Origin of the sequence: Agrobacterium sp. Azo12 (genome assembly GCF_029193765.2) — a bacterium.
Taxonomy (GTDB): domain Bacteria; phylum Pseudomonadota; class Alphaproteobacteria; order Rhizobiales; family Rhizobiaceae; genus Agrobacterium.
On sequence record NZ_JARFYO020000001.1, the window covers coordinates 2,383,529 to 2,402,001 of the forward strand.

Below are 18,473 nucleotides of genomic sequence, written 5' to 3' on the forward strand. Positions count from 1 at the left end.
CTGGCGCCTGGCACCGCGTCAATGCGTTTCCGTTACACCCGCCGCCGGAGAATATCGCCCAGCACCTCAAACACCCGTGGGTCGAGACTTTGCGACACATTAAAACGCATGAAACTGGTGGCTGATTGGCTAAGGCTGAAGGCGTTGCCGGGCGCCATTACTACCTTGCGCTCAAGCGCTGCCCGGGCAACATCTGTTGCATCCGCCCCGTCAGGCAATTGGCACCACAAAAACATGCCAGCCGTCGGCCTGATCCACGGCGTCACGCCAAGCTTTTCCAGCCGGGACGACACGTCATTCATTGCCTGGCTCAGTCTCAGCCGCGTCGCATCCAGATGTTTGCGGTAGCTGCCGTCACTCAGCGCATTCAAAACCAGTTCCGCCGTCATGCGGCCACCGCCAAAGGACGTGGCGATCTTCAGATCAGTCAGCCCTTCGATCCATTCCGGTTTTGCCGCAACAAATCCGCAGCGTGCCGAGGCCGAAAGCGTCTTGGAAAAACTGCCGATGTGGATGACCCGGTCCAGACCGTCAAAGGCCGCAAGTCGTGGTGCCGGCACCTGCTCCAGATCTGAGAAGATGTCATCCTCTATGATCGTCAGATCGAACTCATTGGCGATCTTCAGCACCCGGTGCGCGGTGACAGGCGAAAGTGCCGCACCGGTGGGATTATGCATGCCGGAATTGGTGATGTAGAGGCGCGGACGGTGCTCGCTGACCGTAGTGGCGAAGGCGTCGATAGATGGCCCGTTCGGCGTATAGGGCACACTGACAATCTTGGCACGGTGGGCGCGCAGCAGCGCATGGAAATTGAAATAACAGGGATCATCCACCAGCACTGTATCCCCCGGCTCCAGCAGGAAACGGCACAAGAGATCAATGGCCTGCGTTCCCGACTCCGTCAGCATGATCTGGTCGGGAGATGCCTCCATGCCCTTTTCGGCCATGCGCCGGGCCACCAGTTGACGAAGCCCAGGAAGCCCAAGCGGTGAACCATAATCGGCAAGTGTTGCGCCGTCAGCCCGCGACAGTGTGCGCAACGCCCGCCGGATACTGTCTTCGGGAAGCCAGGATGGCGGCAGCCAGCCGCAACCGGGCTTGAGATTATCATCATTGGCTTCCAGCGACTGGCGCGACACCCAGAACGGGTCAACCGCCCGGTCAACCTTTGGGCCGGCCTGCGTCAGCGTGAACGGCGCCACCTGACTGGCGACATAAAAGCCGGACCCAGGACGCGACAGGATGGCACCTTCCGCCACCAGCCGGTCATAGGCTTCCACCACGGTTGACGTCGAAACATCGAGGCTTGAGGCCAGCCACCGCACTGAAGGCAGCTTTGCACCCGGCGTGAGTGATCGCCCGGCAATCCGCTGACGGATCGTCGACATGACGGTGGCTACCCGTGTCTGGCCCTTGGTATTTTCCGCCATCTGTACTGCCTTTGTGGCCATAACAGTTTCGGCAGACTGTACCAGACTGTAACTGGTGTCGCCAAGGCTTTGCTGGATAACAGGGAGACAATGAATGGAGTGAATTATGGAACGGACAAGTGCGGGCTGGATCAACGGCTTTATCGGCGTGGTCATTTTCAGCGGGTCGCTTCCGGCCACCCGTGTGGCCGTCATGCAGTTTGACCCGGTGTTTCTGACCGTGGCACGTGGCGCAATCGCTGGACTGCTGGCGCTCGCCTTTTTGCTGGCGCTGAAACAGAAACGTCCGTCACCTCGCGAACTGGTGTCATTGGCCGTGGTGGCCGCTGGTGTGGTAGTCGGCTTCCCGCTTCTGACGGCGCTGGCGCTGCAACACGTGACCTCAGCACATTCCATCGTGTTCATTGGCCTGCTGCCGCTGGCAACTGCGGTCTTTGGCGCAATCCGTGGCGGCGAGCGACCCAAGCCGGCCTTCTGGGCCTTTTCCATTCTTGGCAGCGCATTGGTTGCCGGTTTTGCACTGTTTCAGGGACTGAGTGTGTCGCCATTTGGTGACCTGATGATGGTGGCCGCCGTCATCGTCTGCGGTCTGGGTTATGCCGAAGGCGGCAGACTGTCACGCACGCTGGGCGGCTGGCAGGTGATCTGCTGGGCGCTGGTTCTGTCCCTGCCCTTGATGCTGCCCGCTGCCTTTCTTTACATGCCCACGACATTTTCAGACATTCACATGCCCGCCTTCATCGGACTTGCCTATGTCTCATTGTTCAGCATGTTGATCGGTTTTGTATTCTGGTATCGCGGCCTGTCGCAGGGTGGCATCGCCGCCGTTGGCCAGTTGCAACTGCTGCAGCCGTTCCTTGGTCTTGCACTGGCCGCAGCCCTGCTCAACGAACCGGTAACCTGGGGCATGCTTGCCGTAACGGTTGCCGTCATTGCTTGCGTGGCCGGCGCCAAACATTTTGCACGGTAAGCCATTCCGCCAGCCTCCACTCTCTTTTTTGAGGGGTGGCTGGCTGGATTTTCCCATCAGCGCGCCAAGGCGTCCTTGGGAAATTCCGCCGCCAGACTGTCGATGAATTTGCGCACCGCCGGCGGCAGGCCACGCCGGGTGGTGAACACCAGATGCACCAGCCCCTTCACGCCACGCCATGCTGGCAGCACGCGCACCAGCCTGCCCTCATCCAGCGCCTGACGGCAGGTATGGTCCGGCAACAAAGCCACGCCCAACCCGGCAATGGCCGCTGCTCTCACAGCGGTAAAATCAGCGCAACCCATTCGTGGTTCATGCCGCAGCGTGTGGCTGCGCCCATCATCGGTTTCCAGAAACCAGTTGACCTCGCCATGATCGTCGGTGGTCGACAGTGTTGCCTGCGCAGCGAGCTGGTCGATCTCGCCAATGCGTCCGGCCAGTTGCGGGCTTGCCACCAGAATACGCACCGAATTGCCGAGCGAGCGCATGGTCAGCGATGCATCACCGTCCAGTGACGTGCGGACACGCAGCGCAATATCAATACGTTCCTCGATAAGATCGACCGGGCGGTCAATCGCCACCAGTTGCAGCCTCACCTTGGGATATTGCCCGAGAAACCGGGTTATCAGCGCAGAGATCGGTTCCACCAGACCGGTCGGGCAACTCATGCGAATTAGCCCATGGGGTTCGGACTGCGCCTCTGCGACCAGCGCTTCGGCGCGTTCCGCCTCCTCAAGCATCGCCTTGCACCGCTCATAGAAAGTTTGCCCGACATCGGTCACCCGAAAGCGCCGGCTGGATCTTTCGATCAGCCGCACACCGAGACGCGCCTCCAGCCCGGCAACCCGGCGGCTCAGCTTTGACTTCGGCTCCCGCAGTGCCCGGCCCGCCGCTGCAAACCCGCCATGGGTGACCACTTCAGCAAAATACACGAGATCATTCAGATCAGATCGCATCATCGTTCTCCATACGGAACGATGGGTAACAGTTTTGCTGACTATTTGCATCATCGTTCTGCTGTCATGTTCATTCCAACGACAACGGGTCGTCAACAAGGAGACAAGACAATGAGCAAGACATTTGAAAACAAGGTTGTAATCGTCACCGGCGGCACCAGCGGCATTGGCCTCGCCACCGCAAAAGCCTTCTCGCGGCAGGGTGCATTCGTGTTCATCACCGGACGCCGCAAGGATGCACTGGATGCCGCCATCAAGGAAATTGGTGGCCGTGTCACTGGCGTGCAGGCCGACATGAGCAAGCTGGTCGATATCGACCGCCTCTATGATGCCGTGCAGCAGAAACATGCCCAGATCGACGTGGTGTTTGCCAATGCCGGCGGCGGTGAGATGGCAGCCCTCGGTGCCATCACCGAAGAGCATTACGAGAAAACCTTCGACACCAACGTGAAGGGCACACTGTTTACGGTACAAAAGTCTTTGCCGTTGCTGCGTGACGGTGCCTCGATCATCCTGACATCATCGACAACAAGCATTTCCGGCACGCCAGCCTTCAGCGTCTACTCTGCCACCAAGGCGGCAGTGCGCAATTTTGCCCGCAACTGGATCCTGGACCTGAAGGACCGCCACATCCGCGTCAACGCCGTCAGCCCAGGTCTGACCGACACCGCCGGCCTCAATGAACTGTTCGGCAATGGCGAAAGTGCCGAAAACACCAAGAACTACCTGTCCAGCCTCATTCCCGCCGGTCGCATCGGCCAGCCGGAAGAAATCGCCAAGGCGGTGCTGTTCCTGGCCTCCGACGAAACCTCCTTCGTCAACGGCATCGAACTGTTCGTTGATGGTGGTCAGGCGCAGATTTGACCACATCATGAATTTGAGCAACAGGTTACGAGGAGAGTGGCAACGCCCTCCTCGACCGCATTATTCGACAGGCACAGCACTATTCAACAGGCAATGGGTAGCGGGAATTGCGTTTCTCATACGCCTCAAGCGGAGCGAGCTTCAGCACTTGGCCGTAATAATCCTCAGCCCATACGCCAAACTCCGGTGAAATTTTAGCCATGATCTCGATTGCTGGTGCCATCCAGTTCCAGCGGGAATAACCGTGATCCTTCAGCCCAGATGCCAGCAAAGGCGCATCGTCAGGTACGTGGCGGTTTTCCAGTTCTTCTTTCTGGCCGTGGCCAACCGCCATGACGAACACAAACCAGCGCGCTGCATCGTTGAGTGTAAGACCGGCAATACGCTTATTTTCCGATCCACGTTCGGTAATAACGATATCATAGAGGTCACCACGCATTTCCACATGCGGGCTGCCATCATCCTGAGGGCGTCGCATAATCGGCACAGCCGCAGTCATACCGATACTGGCCCAAAGGGTCTCAATGTGCAGCTGCAAATCATCGATACGGTCTTTGGGCATCGGGACTTTCTCACGTCTTTGGAACGGCCAGAACCTCATGCCTTTGCCAGAACCCCGCCACTCACCGGTTCCTTGACACCGGTTGTGCCAGGGTATGTCAGCGGCAGACCGCGCAGCGAGCGCACGGCAAGGTAGGCCCAGGCCTCAGCCTCCATCGCGCCGCCATCAAAACCGGCCGCCTCTGCCGAAACAACCTTGGCACCCTTTTCAGCAGCAAGCGTGGCAAACTCCGCCATGATCACCGGGTTCAGGCGTCCGCCGCCGCAGACAATATAGGTCTTGGCGTGGTCCGGCAGATAGGTCGCGGATTTGAGAATGGCGGCTGCCGTAACATGAGACAACGTGCGCGCGCCATCTTCCAGCGAGATTTCACCCTTTTGGGGCGGCAGAAAATCACCGCGGTCAAGCGACCGCCGCTGGTTAGCCGAAAAGAACGGGCTTGCCATATAACGCTCACTCAGCGCCGCATTGACACTGCCCTTGGCCGCAACCTGCCCGCCCTTATCAAAGGTCTGGCCGGTATGCGCCTCCATCCACTGGTCGATCAGCATGTTGCCGGGACCGCTGTCAAAAGCCGCAAGTGCGCCGCCATTGCCGATAAAGGTCAGGTTGGAAATGCCACCAATATTGACGAAGACCGCAGGTGTTTCAAAAGCCTCCGGCAGATTGGCCGAAAGGGCAGCGTGATAGGCCGGGATAAGCGGAGCGCCCTGCCCGCCATGTACCATGTCATTGGCGCGCATGTCATAGACCACATCGATACCGGTTTCACGCGCCAGAAGCGGACCGTCGCCAATTTGCACCGTCAGCGCATCGTCAGGCCGGTGCAAAACCGTCTGCCCGTGAAAACCGATGACATCGACATCCGAGGGCACCAGACCATTCTGCTTGAGAAAGGATTGCACGACGGCGGCATGGCACAGCGTCAGCGCCGCCTCGGCCTCGGCCAAATCATCCGGCCGTTCGCGACGCTCATTGATCTTTTTCGCAGTGACCAGTGTCTGCTGCCATTTGGCCCGCAAGGTGGCGTCATAGGGGAAATAACCACTTGGTCCACGCTCGACGAATGAGTCGCCATCGGTGCGCAGCATGGCAATGTCGATGCCGTCCATCGACGTGCCGCTCATCAGGCCAATTGCCGTTTTTATAGTGCCCACACCGCTACTCCTGCCTGATCAAGGATTCGTTTTTAACATTCATGGCTGAAACTGGTGCACAATTCAAAAAACAATGCTAAAGCCCCGGCGTTTGCTGCTTGCCAGCACTTGAAAACATGACACCAGAGAGAACAAAAGGTTATGTCCAGGTTTAAGTCCGATTTCCTCCGCACGCTCGATGAGCGCGGCTTCATTCACCAGATCTCCGACGAGGCAGGTCTTGACGAATTGTTCGCCAAGGAAACCGTGACCGCCTATATAGGCTTTGACCCGACCGCACCTAGCCTGCACGCCGGCGGCCTGATCCAGATCATGATGCTGCACTGGATGCAGCAGACCGGCCACCAGCCGATCTCGCTGATGGGTGGCGGCACCGGCATGGTTGGCGATCCGTCCTTCAAGGATGATGCCCGCCAGCTGATGACCATCGACACCATCGAGAGCAACATCGCCTCCATAAAGCGCGTGTTTGCCAACTATCTCGATTACGATAAGTCCGGCAAGCCTGCGCTGATGATCAACAACGGCGACTGGCTGCGTGACATCAACTATCTGGAATTCCTGCGCGATGTCGGCCGTCACTTCTCGGTCAACCGCATGTTGTCGTTTGACAGCGTCAAGACACGCCTTGACCGCGAGCAGTCGTTGTCCTTCCTCGAATTCAACTACATGATCCTGCAGGCCTATGACTTCGTGGAGCTGAACAAGCGCTACGGTTGCCGTTTGCAGATGGGCGGTTCCGACCAGTGGGGCAATATCATCAACGGTATCGACCTCGGCCACCGCATGGGTACACCGCAGCTTTACGCGCTGACCTCGCCGCTTCTGACCACCGCCTCCGGTGCCAAGATGGGCAAGTCGCTGAACGGTGCTGTCTGGCTGAACCCGGACATGCTGTCGGCCTATGATTTCTGGCAGTACTGGCGCAATACCGAGGATGCGGATGTTTCCCGCTTCCTCAAGCTCTACACCACGCTGCCGATGGATGAGATTGCTCGCCTCTCGGCGCTGGCTGGTTCCGAGATCAACGAGGTCAAGAAAATCCTCGCAACCGAAATCACTGCCATGCTGCATGGCCGCACGGCAGCCGAAGAAGCGGCAGAAACCGCGCGCAAGACTTTCGAAGAAGGCGCGCTGGCCGACAATCTGCCGTCGATCGAGGTTCCTGCTTCCGAGCTGGAAGCCGGTCTTGGCCTGCTGTCGCTGATCGTTCGCGCTGGCCTTGCCACATCGAATGGTGAAGCCCGCCGCCACATTCAAGGTGGTGCGGTGCGCATCAACGACAACGCCGTGTCCGACGAACGTCAGATCATCGGCACGGGCGACGTGACGGCAGACAATGTCATCAAGCTGTCGCTGGGCAAGAAAAAGCACATTCTGGTTCGCCCGGCCTGATGGTTAGCACCCATGAATGATGGATGCAAAGGCCGCGCAAGCGGCCTTTTTGTTTGGGACGCACAGTTTGAAAACCGACGCTCACCCCAGCCTCCCTCATTCCCGCACTTGTTGCGGGAATCCAGGCCCATCCCAAGTCCTTGGGATGAAAAGCCCCTTTCCGCCGCGCAGACGCGCATCGACTGGATTCCTGTAACGAGTACAGGAATGAGGAGTGGGGGGCTGGGCCGCCGAGGCCAGACAGAGAGCGTAACGGGATAATAAAACGGCGCAGCACCGCCCATCATCCCTTCGTGGGAGAGGAAGCGATTTCAACATCTTGAAGCAAAGCCCAACTGCTGGAAATGCGGGTGAGGCCTGAAACTCTCGTTTACTGGAACTCGAAAATCTGCCGGAAAACGCCAGGTGCAATCAGCGAAAGCGGATTGACCGTCAGCCGTGGCGTGTCGGAACGGCCAGACAATTTGAAGGTGATGCCCAGCAGACCACGGTCGCGGCCATTGCCCAGAATGACGCCGATGAAGGGCAGTTCGCCAAACAGCCGGTTGAGGCCATAGGCAGGCATGAACGTGCCGGTCATGTCCATATTGCCATTGGCGTCCTTCAGCGTGCCCTGGAAGGTCGCACCCACCTGCTCGCCACGCACAACGCCATTTTCGACATTCAGCGCGCCGCCGCCATAAATGACGCGGGCAAAACCACGCTGGAACTTTTCCGAGCTGACGTCGATGTCCCGACGCACCGCCTTGTTGAGGCTGCGTCCGTCCTGACCAACCGGCGTCGCAACAATGTCCTGCAGCTTCTGTTCGTTCGACACAGAGAAGTTGCGCATATCGACAGAGCCGAACCAGTCATCACCATTGACGGTGTTGAACACGATGTTCAGCAGGCCGCCATTGATGCGGGTGTAGATATTGGCGAAACGGATAATGGCACCGGCATCGCTGCTGGTCAGGTTGATGGTCTGGCGTCCGCCACCGGCACTGGTTTGCGCGACAATTGCCTGACGGCTGTCGGTGACACCGTCCATTTGCAGGGAGTTGAGTTTACCGTTGCGCAGGAAGACGTTGGATGTGACGTTGGACAGGGCCTCATTGTTGAACCCGATCACCCGGTCAAACCGCGCATTGATCTTTATGTCGCCAGCACCGTCGTCAGAACCGGATTTTTCTGAACTGCGAATACGCGCAATCAGCGGCCGGATATCAACCGACTTGCCCGAGGCCGTCACCACATAATCACGTTTGGCGGCCTTGATCTGCACGGCATAGTCATCAGACGCCGACAGTTTCATATGCGAGAAGTCAGCGGAAACCAGCCCGCCCTGCGCCAGTTCCAGATCGCCCTTGGCACCGAAACCATCGCCCTTCAACTCAAAGTCGCGGATCGACACCCGCCCCTGATCCGACAGCATATGGAAGGTCGCGTCCGCCTTGACGCCCGGACCCTTGCTCCAGCCAATACCGGGAACGGTCAGCGACGATTTGGTCAGATCAAGCCGGATGGTCTGGTCGGTTTCACCCTTGCCATCCAATTGCATCGTTATCGGTCCGCTGACGATACTGCCAAGCCCCGGCGCAAATTTGGCAATCTGATCATTGCCAATCACCGCCTTCAACGAAAATTCACGGGCAATCTTGCTGCTGTCCCTCAGGGGTTCGATCAGGTTGATGTCCATCGCCACATCATCGACCTTGCCGTTGCCCTGCAGGCGCAGAACATTGTTGTCGATGTTCAGCGCACCGTTCAGATCGGCCACCTGACGGTTGGCAAAGGGTTTTGCCAACGAGACATTGTCCAGCGTCAGGCTGGCCGCCCATGCCGGATGCGGCGGATTCTGGCTGCTAAGCAGACCGAAGGTTGCGTTGACCTGCGCCTTCACATTGCCCCTGAAATCCTCGGGTTTAAAGGTCGTATCCTTCAAGGCATTGATCGGTTTGAAATTGGCCATTTCCGCGATCGTATCGGCACTGCCGGACACGAACAGGTCAAGATCAGCCATCAGCGGTTTGGCATAGGTCGACGGTATGGTGAAACGGCCGCTTTCCACCGCCAGCGAACGGTTGGACGGGAAGTAGGACGTTGCCTTGGCAACCGTTACATCAACCTTCTCGCCCTTGAGATTGAAATGCGCCACCGCATCACGCAGCGGCGGAATATCACCTGTTATGTTGAGCCGGGTATTTTCGATATCGAACTGGATCTGGATTTCGTCGTCATGCAGTTCCAGCGGGCAACCGATGCCGCACATTCTGCCCTGCGGGATAAACACCGCAATCGAACCATTGGTAACGGTGCCACCAAAAATATTGCCAACCACCCACGGGCGCACCTTGCGCGCCATCCAGAACGGCCACAGCTGCTTGACTGCGGTTGCCTCCATCTTGGGAATCTGTCCGCCAAAGCTGATTTCCGGCGATCCCTGCTCGGCAAAGCGGATTTTCAGCGATCCGGCCATATCACCCAGCGGCCCCGCCACATAAAGCGACGGCACATTCAGCTCTTTGGTCGCCTTGAGATATTGGCCATTTGCAGTCAGCCCGAAGGGTACCGGAGCTTCGCCAGACATAGCGGCCGCCGCAATACCGTCGGTAACAGAAAGCGCCAGATCAAAACCCTGCTGCGCCTGATCGTCTGCCGTATCCTTGATACTGCCTTCAAACGGAACGACGGTACGCTCCAGCTCCAGCCGCGACTTCGCAATCTCGATTTCGCGTTTCTCAAAATCATACTGTGCGGTCATGCGGCCGGTGGAAACCAGCTGTTCTTCACCGCCAATATAAAGGCTGCCATTACCGACACCCAACATCACGCTCAAAAGCGGCGCCACCTCGGGGCTCTGGCGTTTTGCGATAATGCGAACACCAGCCTTGAGGTCGGCCCCCTCATGCATGAAACCTTCAGGATCGCGCCGGATGGTCAGCGGATTGAGATCAAGTCCGTCCAGATTGGCCTCAAACGCGGTAATCTTGCCACCCGCACTCTCAATCGACAAAGAGAAGGCGGCAAGTTCACCATTGAAGGCCAATTCACCGTCCAGATTATAGCCGCCCTGTGGATTGCGGGTCATCGCCATCTGTCGAACGTCAAACAACAGCGGTTTTCCGCCGTCCTTTTTTGGAATGGTGATCGAGATTCCGTCGATACTGATGCGGTCGGTGCCTGCCCGCTCAAAATTGGACAACATGCCATCCAGCGAACCAAATGCCGTTTCCAGCACCTCAGGAATGGCATCCACCCGCCAAGTCGAGATATCGATCGGTTTGCCAGCCGGTAGTGACGCGACGTCCAGCGACAGCGACGAGGCATCGATGCTCTCAAGCGAAATCTGGCCGGTCAGCAACGCCATCGGGTTTAACGCCATACGAATGACAGCAGCGCGGCTGAGGTGTTTCTGGCCTTGCGTATCGACAATATCGACGTCACGCGCCTCAAGCGCCAACCGGAACCCTTTGACAAAACGAATGGCCGTAGAGCCGATGCGCGCCTCGTAACGCGGGTCAATCGCCCGCTTCAGCGCCATTTCAGCCTGCGAGGACAAGATGCCGTCGACCGAGCCGGTTTCAATGGCGGCGACAACGCCGCCCAAGAACAGAAACACCACAACAAAAATGCCGGTGACAAATTTCAGGCAGACGCGACTGACGGACCGTGGCGGCGGGCAATGCACGATAAGGGGTTCTTCCGCTTTCGCAGAAGGCAGATCGTGCAGCGGAATAATATCCTGCTTGCGAAATTTTACTTTTTCGCCGCGAATCTCAGCCATTCGTCCGCGCTCGTCTCCTGAAACATCGTGTCCAGGCACTGGACGGTTTTCGTTGCAGTCTATAACGGTTGATAGGAATAATCCTCAACACCAAGGCGAAACATAAGGTTAAGCTCATGGCAGATTTGCTTGTCGGCGACAAGGCACCCGATTTCACGCTTTCTAAAAACGGGGCCGGAACTGTTACTTTATCGGCTCTTTCGGGAAAAAATGTGGCCCTGTACTTTTATCCCAAAGACGACACATCCGGCTGCACGGTCGAAGCAATCGATTTCAGCGCCCTTGCGGCGCAGTTTGAGGCCGCAAATACCGTGGTTATCGGCATCTCGCCTGATTCGGTCAAAAGCCACGACAAATTCGCCGCCAAACACGCGCTGACCGTGATGCTGGCCTCCGATGAGGACAAAGCCACGCTTGAAGCCTATGGCGTGTGGAAAGAAAAAAGCATGTACGGCAAAAAGTACATGGGCGTGGAAAGAACCACGTTCCTGATCGGGCCTGACGGCAAGATCACCCACGTCTGGAACAAGGTGAAAGTGGCTGGCCACGCCCAGCAAGTGCTTGAAGCAGCACAGGGCCTGAGCGCCTAAAAGGTCCTTCAAATAAGCATTTCTGCCGGTGTTTAACCCATAAATACCGGCAGCATCAAAACTTCATTAACCATAACAAAATACCATCCTTCAGCATAACGAAACCGCTGAGGACGTGATTTTGGCTCATCCCGCAGAGCACCGTACATTCGGCAAGCAAAAAAAGCAGCATGTGCTGATCCTTGCCAGTGGCGACCATGTGCGCCACCTGACCATCCGCCCGTGGATGGCAGCAATGACACTGTGTTTCGTCTGCGTTCTCGGCATCGGTTATCTTGCTGCCACCGCTTATCTGATTTTCCGCGATGACCTGATTGGCGCAACCATTGCCCATCAGGCGCGTATGCAACACGACTATGAAGACCGCATTTCTGCACTGCGCGCCCAGATCGACCGCGTCACATCACGCCAGCTGCTGGACCAGCAAGTTGTTGAACAGAAAGTGGAAAAGCTTTTCGAGCAGCAGGCCGCCCTCACCTCGCGCCACGGCCGCCTTGGCGGATTGCTGGAGCGCGCCGAAGAATCCGGCCTCAGCACGGAAGAACCATCTACAACAGCAACACCGGGCAAACAGGCCAGCCTGTCTGGCGGCGTAAACGCCATTGATAACCTTCTCGGCACATCGAAAAAGGCAGCAACGCCTGCAGCAGTCGCCGCCCTTGGTTATGCCCCTGTTGGCGAAAACTCGTCGGACCGAGCCGACCGGGTATTTTCCAAGGTCACGCTATCGCTCAAGACAATCGAACAGGACCAGTTGCACCGAATCACCCAACTGACCCGTGGCGCCGACAAGAAGACCGAGGAAATGGCGGCGATCATGACCCGCACCGGCATAAAGATCGATGACCTCAAGCCATCCGGCATCGGTGGTCCCTTCGTCGAACCGCAGGACGCCAATGGCACCATCTTCGAAAACTCGATGAATGATCTTGATGTGGCCCTCAATCGGCTTGAGATCATGCGCAGTACTGCAGGTGAGCTGCCGTTTGGCAACCCTGCCCCGGGCCGCAACATCACCAGCCGCTTTGGCAACCGCATGGACCCGTTTCTTGGTCGCCCGGCCCTGCATGCAGGCATTGATTTTCAGGCAGAGACCGGTGCAAACGTGCGGTCGACCGGCGCGGGCACCGTGACGGTTGCCGCCAATTCCGGCGGTTACGGCAACATGGTCGAGGTCGACCACGGACAGGGCATCACCACCCGCTACGGACATATGTCAGCCATTCTCGTCAAGGTTGGCGACACTATTGAAGCCGGCGACATTGTTGGCCGCGCAGGCAGCACTGGCCGCTCCACCGGCCCGCACGTACATTACGAAGTACGTCGCAACGACAGCCCGATCGACCCGATGCGTTTCCTGAGCGCGGGCGTGAAGTTGCAATCCTACCTGAACTAACTATTCCGCCGGCTATGCTGGCGGTTTCCCGGCAAAATCTCTCCGCATGGTGACAGGCTGAAAAACGCCGTCAACGCGCCAAATGCGGTGCTTGCAAATTGTTTTTCACAAATACAGTTGCGAAGCGTTAACATATGTGACCTTCAGTCCCGCCAATTGTGGCGAATTCCTTGACTTTCAGCCAATTTCGGCCTAAGCCGCGCCCAATCGCCGTTAACGTTCCGGCGATGTGACGCAGCGTTCTGCCAATTCGAATGGAAACAATTTTCCTTTGACAACATTTTCTGATCTGGGCCTGAGCCCGAAAGTCCTCTCCGCCGTTACGGATGCCGGTTATACAATACCGACGCCGATTCAGGCTGGCGCAATTCCTCCGGCGCTTGAGCGCCGCGATATCTGTGGCATTGCGCAGACAGGAACAGGAAAGACAGCGTCTTTCGTGCTACCTATGTTGACACTGCTTGAAAAGGGCCGCGCCCGTGCAAGAATGCCGCGCACTCTCATTCTCGAGCCGACACGCGAACTGGCAGCACAGGTTGCCGAGAACTTCGAAAAATACGGCAAGAATCACAAGCTCAACATTGCGCTTCTGATTGGTGGCGTTTCCTTTGAAGAGCAGGACCGTAAGCTGGAGCGCGGCGCAGACGTATTGATCTGCACCCCCGGCCGTCTGCTCGACCACTGTGAGCGCGGCAAGCTGCTGATGACCGGCGTTGAAATTCTGGTTATCGACGAAGCCGACCGCATGCTGGACATGGGCTTTATCCCCGATATCGAACGCATCGCCAAGATGATCCCGTTCACACGCCAGACACTGTTCTTCTCGGCCACCATGCCGGCAGAAATCCAGAAGCTGGCCGATCGCTTCCTGCAGAACCCAGTCCGCATCGAAGTGGCAAAGCCCTCTTCGACCGCCACGACGGTGACGCAGCGTATCGTTGCGGCCAACGCCAAGGATTACGAGAAGCGCGCTGTGCTGCGCGATCTGATCAAGAGCGAAGAAGACGACCTGAAGAACGCGATCATTTTCTGCAACCGCAAAAAAGACGTTGCAGATCTGTTCCGTTCGCTGGACCGTCATGGTTTTTCCGTGGGTGCCCTGCACGGCGACATGGACCAGCGTTCGCGCACCAATATGCTGGCCAGCTTCAAGGAAGGCAATCTCAAGCTGCTCGTCGCATCCGACGTTGCTGCACGCGGTCTCGACATTCCTGATGTGAGCCACGTTTTCAATTTCGACCTGCCGATCCATTCTGAAGATTATGTACACCGTATCGGCAGAACCGGCCGCGCCGGTCGTTCCGGCAAGGCATTCAGCCTTGTGACAGCAAAAGACACCAAGTTCCTCGATGCCATCGAGAAGATGACCGGTCAAAAACTCGAATGGATGAGCGGTGACCTGACCGCTTTGCCCGAGCCGATGGAAAGCTACGACAACGACCGCCAGAAGCGCGGCCGTGGTGGCAAGGACCGTGATCGCAGCAAGAGCCGCGAGAAACCCCGCCGTCCGAGCGAAGCAGCACCAGCCGAACAACCGGCAGCAGTCGTTGTTACAACACCAGAACCTACGGGAGAGACAAGGGTGAAATCCGAACAGAGAACTGACAGGGCACCCCGTCATTTTGACCGTCAGAATAATGGCGACAACGCCAATAATGACAACCGCGACCGCCGCCGCCACTATCGTGACAATGATGATGGCCCGACACCTGTCGGTTTCGGCGACGACATTCCCGCCTTCATGCTGATTGTGGCCAACGCCAAGGCCTGATTGGTCGCATTATCCCTTCGGCCTCAGGGCTGATTGGAAAACATGTAAGTGAGAATGGCATGAACGGTCTTCCCGGCATTAATTTTCCCGGCGTCGGCTGTGGGCTTGTTATAAGACGTGACGGCAAGGTTTTACTTTGCCGTCGCATGAAAGCACCGGAATCCGGCCACTGGAGCATTCCCGGTGGCAAGGTGGATCACCTCGAACCGGCCTTTGAAGCGGCACGGCGTGAAGCCAACGAAGAAACCGGCCTGCAAATCGGCGAAGTTTCCTTCCTCTGCGTGACCGAACAGATCATTCCCGACGAAAAACAGCACTGGGTCGCGTTTATCTACGTGACCGATGACGCCTCTGGTGACGCCATACTGACGGAACCGGACAAGCTGTCTGAAATCGGCTGGTTTGATCTCGACAACCCGCCGCAACCCATGTCGGTCTTTGCCGCCCAGGCCTTCGCGCATTTGCGTTGAGGTTTATTGCCTTGCAGGCCGTCGTACATCTGCATTGACGTTTATCGCTTGGCAGGGTCATTTGCCGCGACAGTCACCTCAACCACCCTCTTCCCGTGCCCGTCACAGGGATCCAGCAGACGCGCGTCTGCGCGTCAAAAGACAGCTCCAGGACTGGGACTGACCTGCATCCCCGCGACAAGCACGAGGCATGAGGGCCGCGTGTGGGAACGGTTGGAGCCAGACAATCAGCGTTGAGGGATATTTGGTGAGAAGCGTCCGCATCAAACAATTGACGGTGTGCAGGTACACCAACCCCTCACCTGAAAAATCTATGACTTGGCTAAAGCCAAGACCATGATTTTTCTTCCTCTCCCACAAGGGTAGAGGTTAGGGGCGCCAAGTTACGCTCTTCCATTTCACCAGCAGTGCTCGAGGTGTATTGCAATTGGCGCTGACTTGCTGAAAAGGCGCGGCGCCACCCATCTCTCCCCTTGTGGGAGAGAAAGCGATTTCAACATCTTAAGGCGTAAAGCCCTTAAGTGTTAGAAATCGCAAGTTAGGGGTTGTTTCACCGGTTATTGTTTGACTTCGACGCCAACTACGACCTCCCTCTTCCCTGTGCCTGTAACAGGGATCCAGTCATCCCCAGTCTTGGGGATGGAAAAGACCCTTCCCGCCGCGCAGACGCGCGTCGACTGGATGCCTGTGACAAGCACAAGGCATGAGGAAAACTTGTTGGGCCTGCTGGAGCCAAATGATCGGCGTCCATAGCCAGACCGTGAGCGTTGGTAAATAGCGGGTGGGCGCAGCGTAAGCTCAGCAACTCCAAACCGACGCCCCAACCTCTCCCTCCCCCAAAAAATCAAAAACAAAAACGCCGCCCGGCATATCTGTCGGGCGGCGTTTAAATGTCATATCTGTCTGTGAAAATCAGACCAGACGGCTACGCTCCAGCGCCGCTTCAACGAAGCTGGCAAACAGCGGATGTGGATCGAGCGGGCGGCTCTTCAGTTCCGGATGGTACTGAACGCCGATAAACCAAGGATGGTCAGGATATTCAACCGTTTCCGGCAGAACGCCATCCGGCGACATGCCCGAGAATACCAGACCGCATTTCTCCAGACGTTCCTTGTAGTCCACATTCACTTCGTAACGGTGGCGGTGACGCTCGGAGATATCGGTCGAACCATAGATATCGGCAATCTTGGTGTCTTTTTTCAGCGCAGCCTTGTATGCGCCAAGGCGCATCGTGCCACCAAGGTCACCCTTGGATGAACGCTTCTCCAGTTCGTTGCCCTTGACCCATTCGGTCATCAGGCCAACAACCGGCTCCTTTGTCGGGCCAAACTCGGTCGAGGATGCGTTTTCGATGCCAGCCAGATGACGTGCAGCTTCCACAACCGCCATCTGCATACCAAAGCAGATGCCGAAATAAGGAACTTTACGCTCACGCGCAAACTGTGCCGCCCGGATCTTGCCTTCCGAACCACGCTCGCCAAAACCGCCTGGAACCAGGATCGCATTGACCTTTTCCAGGTATGGTGCCGGGTCTTCCTTTTCGAAGACTTCGGATGCGATCCATTCCAGCTTGACCTTGACGCGGTTGGCAATGCCACCGTGATGCAGGGCCTCGATCAGGGACTTATAGGCATCCTTGAGGCCGGTATATTTGCCGACAATGGCAATCGTAACTTCGCCTTCCGGCGTCTTGATACGGTTGCAAACCTCTTCCCACTGCTCAAGGCGTGGCTTCGGTGCAGGCTCGATGCCAAAGGCAGCCAGCACTTCATTGTCGAGACCTTCCTTGTGGTAGGCCATCGGCACGTCATAGATGTTTGCCACATCCAGCGCCTGAATAACGGCAGATTCGCGCACATTGCAGAACAGGGAAAGCTTGCGACGTTCCGCTTCCGGAATTTCGCGGTCTGCACGCACCAGCAGAATGTCAGGATGAATACCGAGCGCCTGCAACTCCTTGACGGAGTGCTGGGTTGGCTTGGTCTTCAACTCGCCTGCTGCCGGAATATACGGCATCAATGTCAGGTGAACGTAAATGGCAGTGCCACGTGGCAAGTCGTTACCAAGCTGACGAATGGCTTCCATGAACGGCATGGCTTCGATGTCGCCCACCGTGCCGCCAATCTCACAGATGACGAAATCATATTCGTCATTGCCTTCGATCACGAAGTTCTTGATTTCATTGGTAACGTGCGGAATGACCTGCACTGTCGCGCCGAGGTAGTCACCACGACGTTCCTTGTCGATGATATTTTTATAAATGCGACCCGTGGTGATGTTGTCGGTCTTGGTGGCCGAACGTCCGGTAAAACGTTCATAGTGACCAAGATCAAGATCGGTCTCTGCGCCATCGTCCGTCACAAACACTTCACCGTGCTGTGTCGGGCTCATGGTGCCGGGATCGACATTGAGATAGGGGTCGAGTTTACGAAGCCGCACCCGATATCCACGGGATTGCAACAATGCTCCGAGTGCTGCGGCTGCAATGCCCTTACCAAGGGAAGAGACCACGCCGCCTGTGATGAATACATATCGCGCCATGGGATTCACCGGATACCTTCATTTTATTGATTCCGCCAGCCCAAATTTTTCGAACCCCGAAATCACACGTGGAAAACGAGGCAACCGGCCGGAATATGGACAAAAGAAAACCGGCAGGTTTTGGCCTGCCGGAGTGTTATGCGCTGACCGGGATTATTGACCGGTCGGAACTGCTGTCGGGTCGGCTGGTGCCGCAGGCGCTGGTGTCGATTGCGCCGGAGCTGCTGACCCTTCAGAGCTGTTAGGAACGCCGTTACCAGCTGGTGCAGGTGCGGCAGGTGTCGTTGCCGGGCCGAGCGTATCGAGAATGCCGTTGCCCTGACCCTGCGTTGCAGGAATACGATCGAGAATGTCGGTCGGACGCGCTTCATAACGGGTCAACAGGCCAAGGCCCAGAGACGTCAGGAAGAACAAAGCGGCAAGAATGCCGGTTGTGCGCGTCAAGGCATTGGCCGTACCGCGGGCCGACATAAAGCCGGAACCGCCGCCAATACCAAGGCCGCCGCCTTCTGAACGCTGAATCAGCACCACGCCAACAAGCGCCAGCACGATCATGAGATGGATGACAATCAAAACGGTCTGCATGGTAATCCAGTCTTGCCCTT

The 18,473-nt window shown here is 57.2% G+C and carries 14 protein-coding genes; 7 read left to right on the top strand and 7 right to left on the bottom strand.

Going from position 1 to position 18,473, the window contains the following annotated elements; translation table 11 throughout:
- Positions 1-32 precede the first annotated feature (32 nt).
- The gene (locus PYL13_RS11355; protein WP_275641455.1) at positions 33-1,451 is read right to left on the bottom strand and encodes an aminotransferase-like domain-containing protein; all 1,419 of its coding nucleotides are present in this window, start codon (positions 1,449-1,451) and stop codon (positions 33-35) included.
- Positions 1,452-1,536: 85 nt separating this feature from the next.
- On the opposite strand from PYL13_RS11355, the gene PYL13_RS11360 reads away from it, so the two are divergent.
- Positions 1,537-2,400, top strand: coding sequence for a DMT family transporter (locus tag PYL13_RS11360; protein WP_275641456.1), 864 nt, complete (start codon positions 1,537-1,539; stop codon positions 2,398-2,400).
- 56 nt (positions 2,401-2,456) lie between these two features.
- On the opposite strand, the gene PYL13_RS11365 is transcribed toward PYL13_RS11360, so the two are convergent.
- Positions 2,457-3,359: a LysR family transcriptional regulator gene (locus PYL13_RS11365; RefSeq protein ID WP_275641457.1), complete on the bottom strand. Its 903-nt coding sequence runs from the start codon at positions 3,357-3,359 to the stop codon at positions 2,457-2,459.
- A gap of 108 nt (positions 3,360-3,467) precedes the next feature.
- Between PYL13_RS11365 and PYL13_RS11370 the strand changes: the two genes are divergently transcribed.
- Entirely contained in the window at positions 3,468-4,220 is a 753-nt protein-coding gene (locus tag PYL13_RS11370; RefSeq protein ID WP_250985857.1) for an SDR family NAD(P)-dependent oxidoreductase, read from the top strand.
- 79 nt (positions 4,221-4,299) lie between these two features.
- Here PYL13_RS11370 and PYL13_RS11375 read toward each other — a convergent pair whose 3' ends face one another.
- Together PYL13_RS11375 and PYL13_RS11380 are read right to left on the bottom strand one after the other, a co-directional pair.
- Positions 4,300-4,782, bottom strand: a complete 483-nt coding sequence (locus tag PYL13_RS11375; RefSeq protein ID WP_259146084.1) for a hypothetical protein — start codon at positions 4,780-4,782, stop codon at positions 4,300-4,302.
- 35 nt (positions 4,783-4,817) lie between these two features.
- Positions 4,818-5,939, bottom strand: a complete 1,122-nt coding sequence (locus PYL13_RS11380; protein WP_275641458.1) for an anhydro-N-acetylmuramic acid kinase — start codon at positions 5,937-5,939, stop codon at positions 4,818-4,820.
- Positions 5,940-6,080: 141 nt separating this feature from the next.
- On the opposite strand from PYL13_RS11380, the gene tyrS reads away from it, so the two are divergent.
- Positions 6,081-7,334, top strand: coding sequence for a tyrosine--tRNA ligase (gene tyrS / locus PYL13_RS11385; RefSeq protein ID WP_250985854.1), 1,254 nt, complete (start codon positions 6,081-6,083; stop codon positions 7,332-7,334).
- Between the two features lie 370 nt (positions 7,335-7,704).
- Here tyrS and PYL13_RS11390 read toward each other — a convergent pair whose 3' ends face one another.
- Complete coding sequence (locus PYL13_RS11390; protein WP_250981646.1) at positions 7,705-11,100, bottom strand: DUF3971 domain-containing protein; 3,396 nt, start codon at positions 11,098-11,100, stop codon at positions 7,705-7,707.
- Positions 11,101-11,216: 116 nt separating this feature from the next.
- Between PYL13_RS11390 and bcp the strand changes: the two genes are divergently transcribed.
- The 4 genes from bcp to PYL13_RS11410 all read left to right on the top strand — a co-directional run bounded on the left by bcp (position 11,217) and on the right by PYL13_RS11410 (position 15,327).
- Positions 11,217-11,690, top strand: coding sequence for a thioredoxin-dependent thiol peroxidase (bcp, locus tag PYL13_RS11395; protein ID WP_259146081.1), 474 nt, complete (start codon positions 11,217-11,219; stop codon positions 11,688-11,690).
- 121 nt (positions 11,691-11,811) lie between these two features.
- The gene (locus PYL13_RS11400; protein WP_275641459.1) at positions 11,812-13,086 is read left to right on the top strand and encodes a M23 family metallopeptidase; all 1,275 of its coding nucleotides are present in this window, start codon (positions 11,812-11,814) and stop codon (positions 13,084-13,086) included.
- Between the two features lie 271 nt (positions 13,087-13,357).
- Positions 13,358-14,857: a DEAD/DEAH box helicase gene (locus PYL13_RS11405; protein ID WP_250981649.1), complete on the top strand. Its 1,500-nt coding sequence runs from the start codon at positions 13,358-13,360 to the stop codon at positions 14,855-14,857.
- Between the two features lie 59 nt (positions 14,858-14,916).
- On the top strand, positions 14,917-15,327 hold the full coding sequence (locus PYL13_RS11410) for an NUDIX domain-containing protein (protein WP_275641460.1): 411 nt from the start codon (positions 14,917-14,919) through the stop codon (positions 15,325-15,327).
- A gap of 912 nt (positions 15,328-16,239) precedes the next feature.
- Here the strand turns inward: PYL13_RS11410 and PYL13_RS11415 are convergent.
- Together PYL13_RS11415 and secG are read right to left on the bottom strand one after the other, a co-directional pair.
- Positions 16,240-17,877 (bottom strand): CTP synthase, encoded by a 1,638-nt coding sequence (locus PYL13_RS11415; RefSeq protein WP_368077679.1) that lies wholly within the window; start codon positions 17,875-17,877, stop codon positions 16,240-16,242.
- Between the two features lie 144 nt (positions 17,878-18,021).
- Positions 18,022-18,453, bottom strand: coding sequence for a preprotein translocase subunit SecG (secG, locus tag PYL13_RS11420; protein ID WP_275641462.1), 432 nt, complete (start codon positions 18,451-18,453; stop codon positions 18,022-18,024).
- Between the last annotated feature and the right edge of the window lie 20 nt (positions 18,454-18,473).

What these genes read in the sequence shown, in the direction of transcription:
- bcp (WP_259146081.1), top strand. Translation starts at nt 11,217, where the DNA reads ATGGCAGATTTGCTTGTCGGCGACAAGGCACCCGATTTCACGCTTTCT.
- PYL13_RS11370 (WP_250985857.1), top strand. Translation starts at nt 3,468, where the DNA reads ATGAGCAAGACATTTGAAAACAAGGTTGTAATCGTCACCGGCGGCACC.
- PYL13_RS11355 (WP_275641455.1), bottom strand. Translation starts at nt 1,451, where the DNA reads ATGGCCACAAAGGCAGTACAGATGGCGGAAAATACCAAGGGCCAGACA.
- secG (WP_275641462.1), bottom strand. Translation starts at nt 18,453, where the DNA reads ATGCAGACCGTTTTGATTGTCATCCATCTCATGATCGTGCTGGCGCTT.
- PYL13_RS11360 (WP_275641456.1), top strand. Translation starts at nt 1,537, where the DNA reads ATGGAACGGACAAGTGCGGGCTGGATCAACGGCTTTATCGGCGTGGTC.
- tyrS (WP_250985854.1), top strand. Translation starts at nt 6,081, where the DNA reads ATGTCCAGGTTTAAGTCCGATTTCCTCCGCACGCTCGATGAGCGCGGC.
- PYL13_RS11365 (WP_275641457.1), bottom strand. Translation starts at nt 3,359, where the DNA reads ATGATGCGATCTGATCTGAATGATCTCGTGTATTTTGCTGAAGTGGTC.
- PYL13_RS11375 (WP_259146084.1), bottom strand. Translation starts at nt 4,782, where the DNA reads ATGCCCAAAGACCGTATCGATGATTTGCAGCTGCACATTGAGACCCTT.
- PYL13_RS11410 (WP_275641460.1), top strand. Translation starts at nt 14,917, where the DNA reads ATGAACGGTCTTCCCGGCATTAATTTTCCCGGCGTCGGCTGTGGGCTT.
- PYL13_RS11390 (WP_250981646.1), bottom strand. Translation starts at nt 11,100, where the DNA reads ATGGCTGAGATTCGCGGCGAAAAAGTAAAATTTCGCAAGCAGGATATT.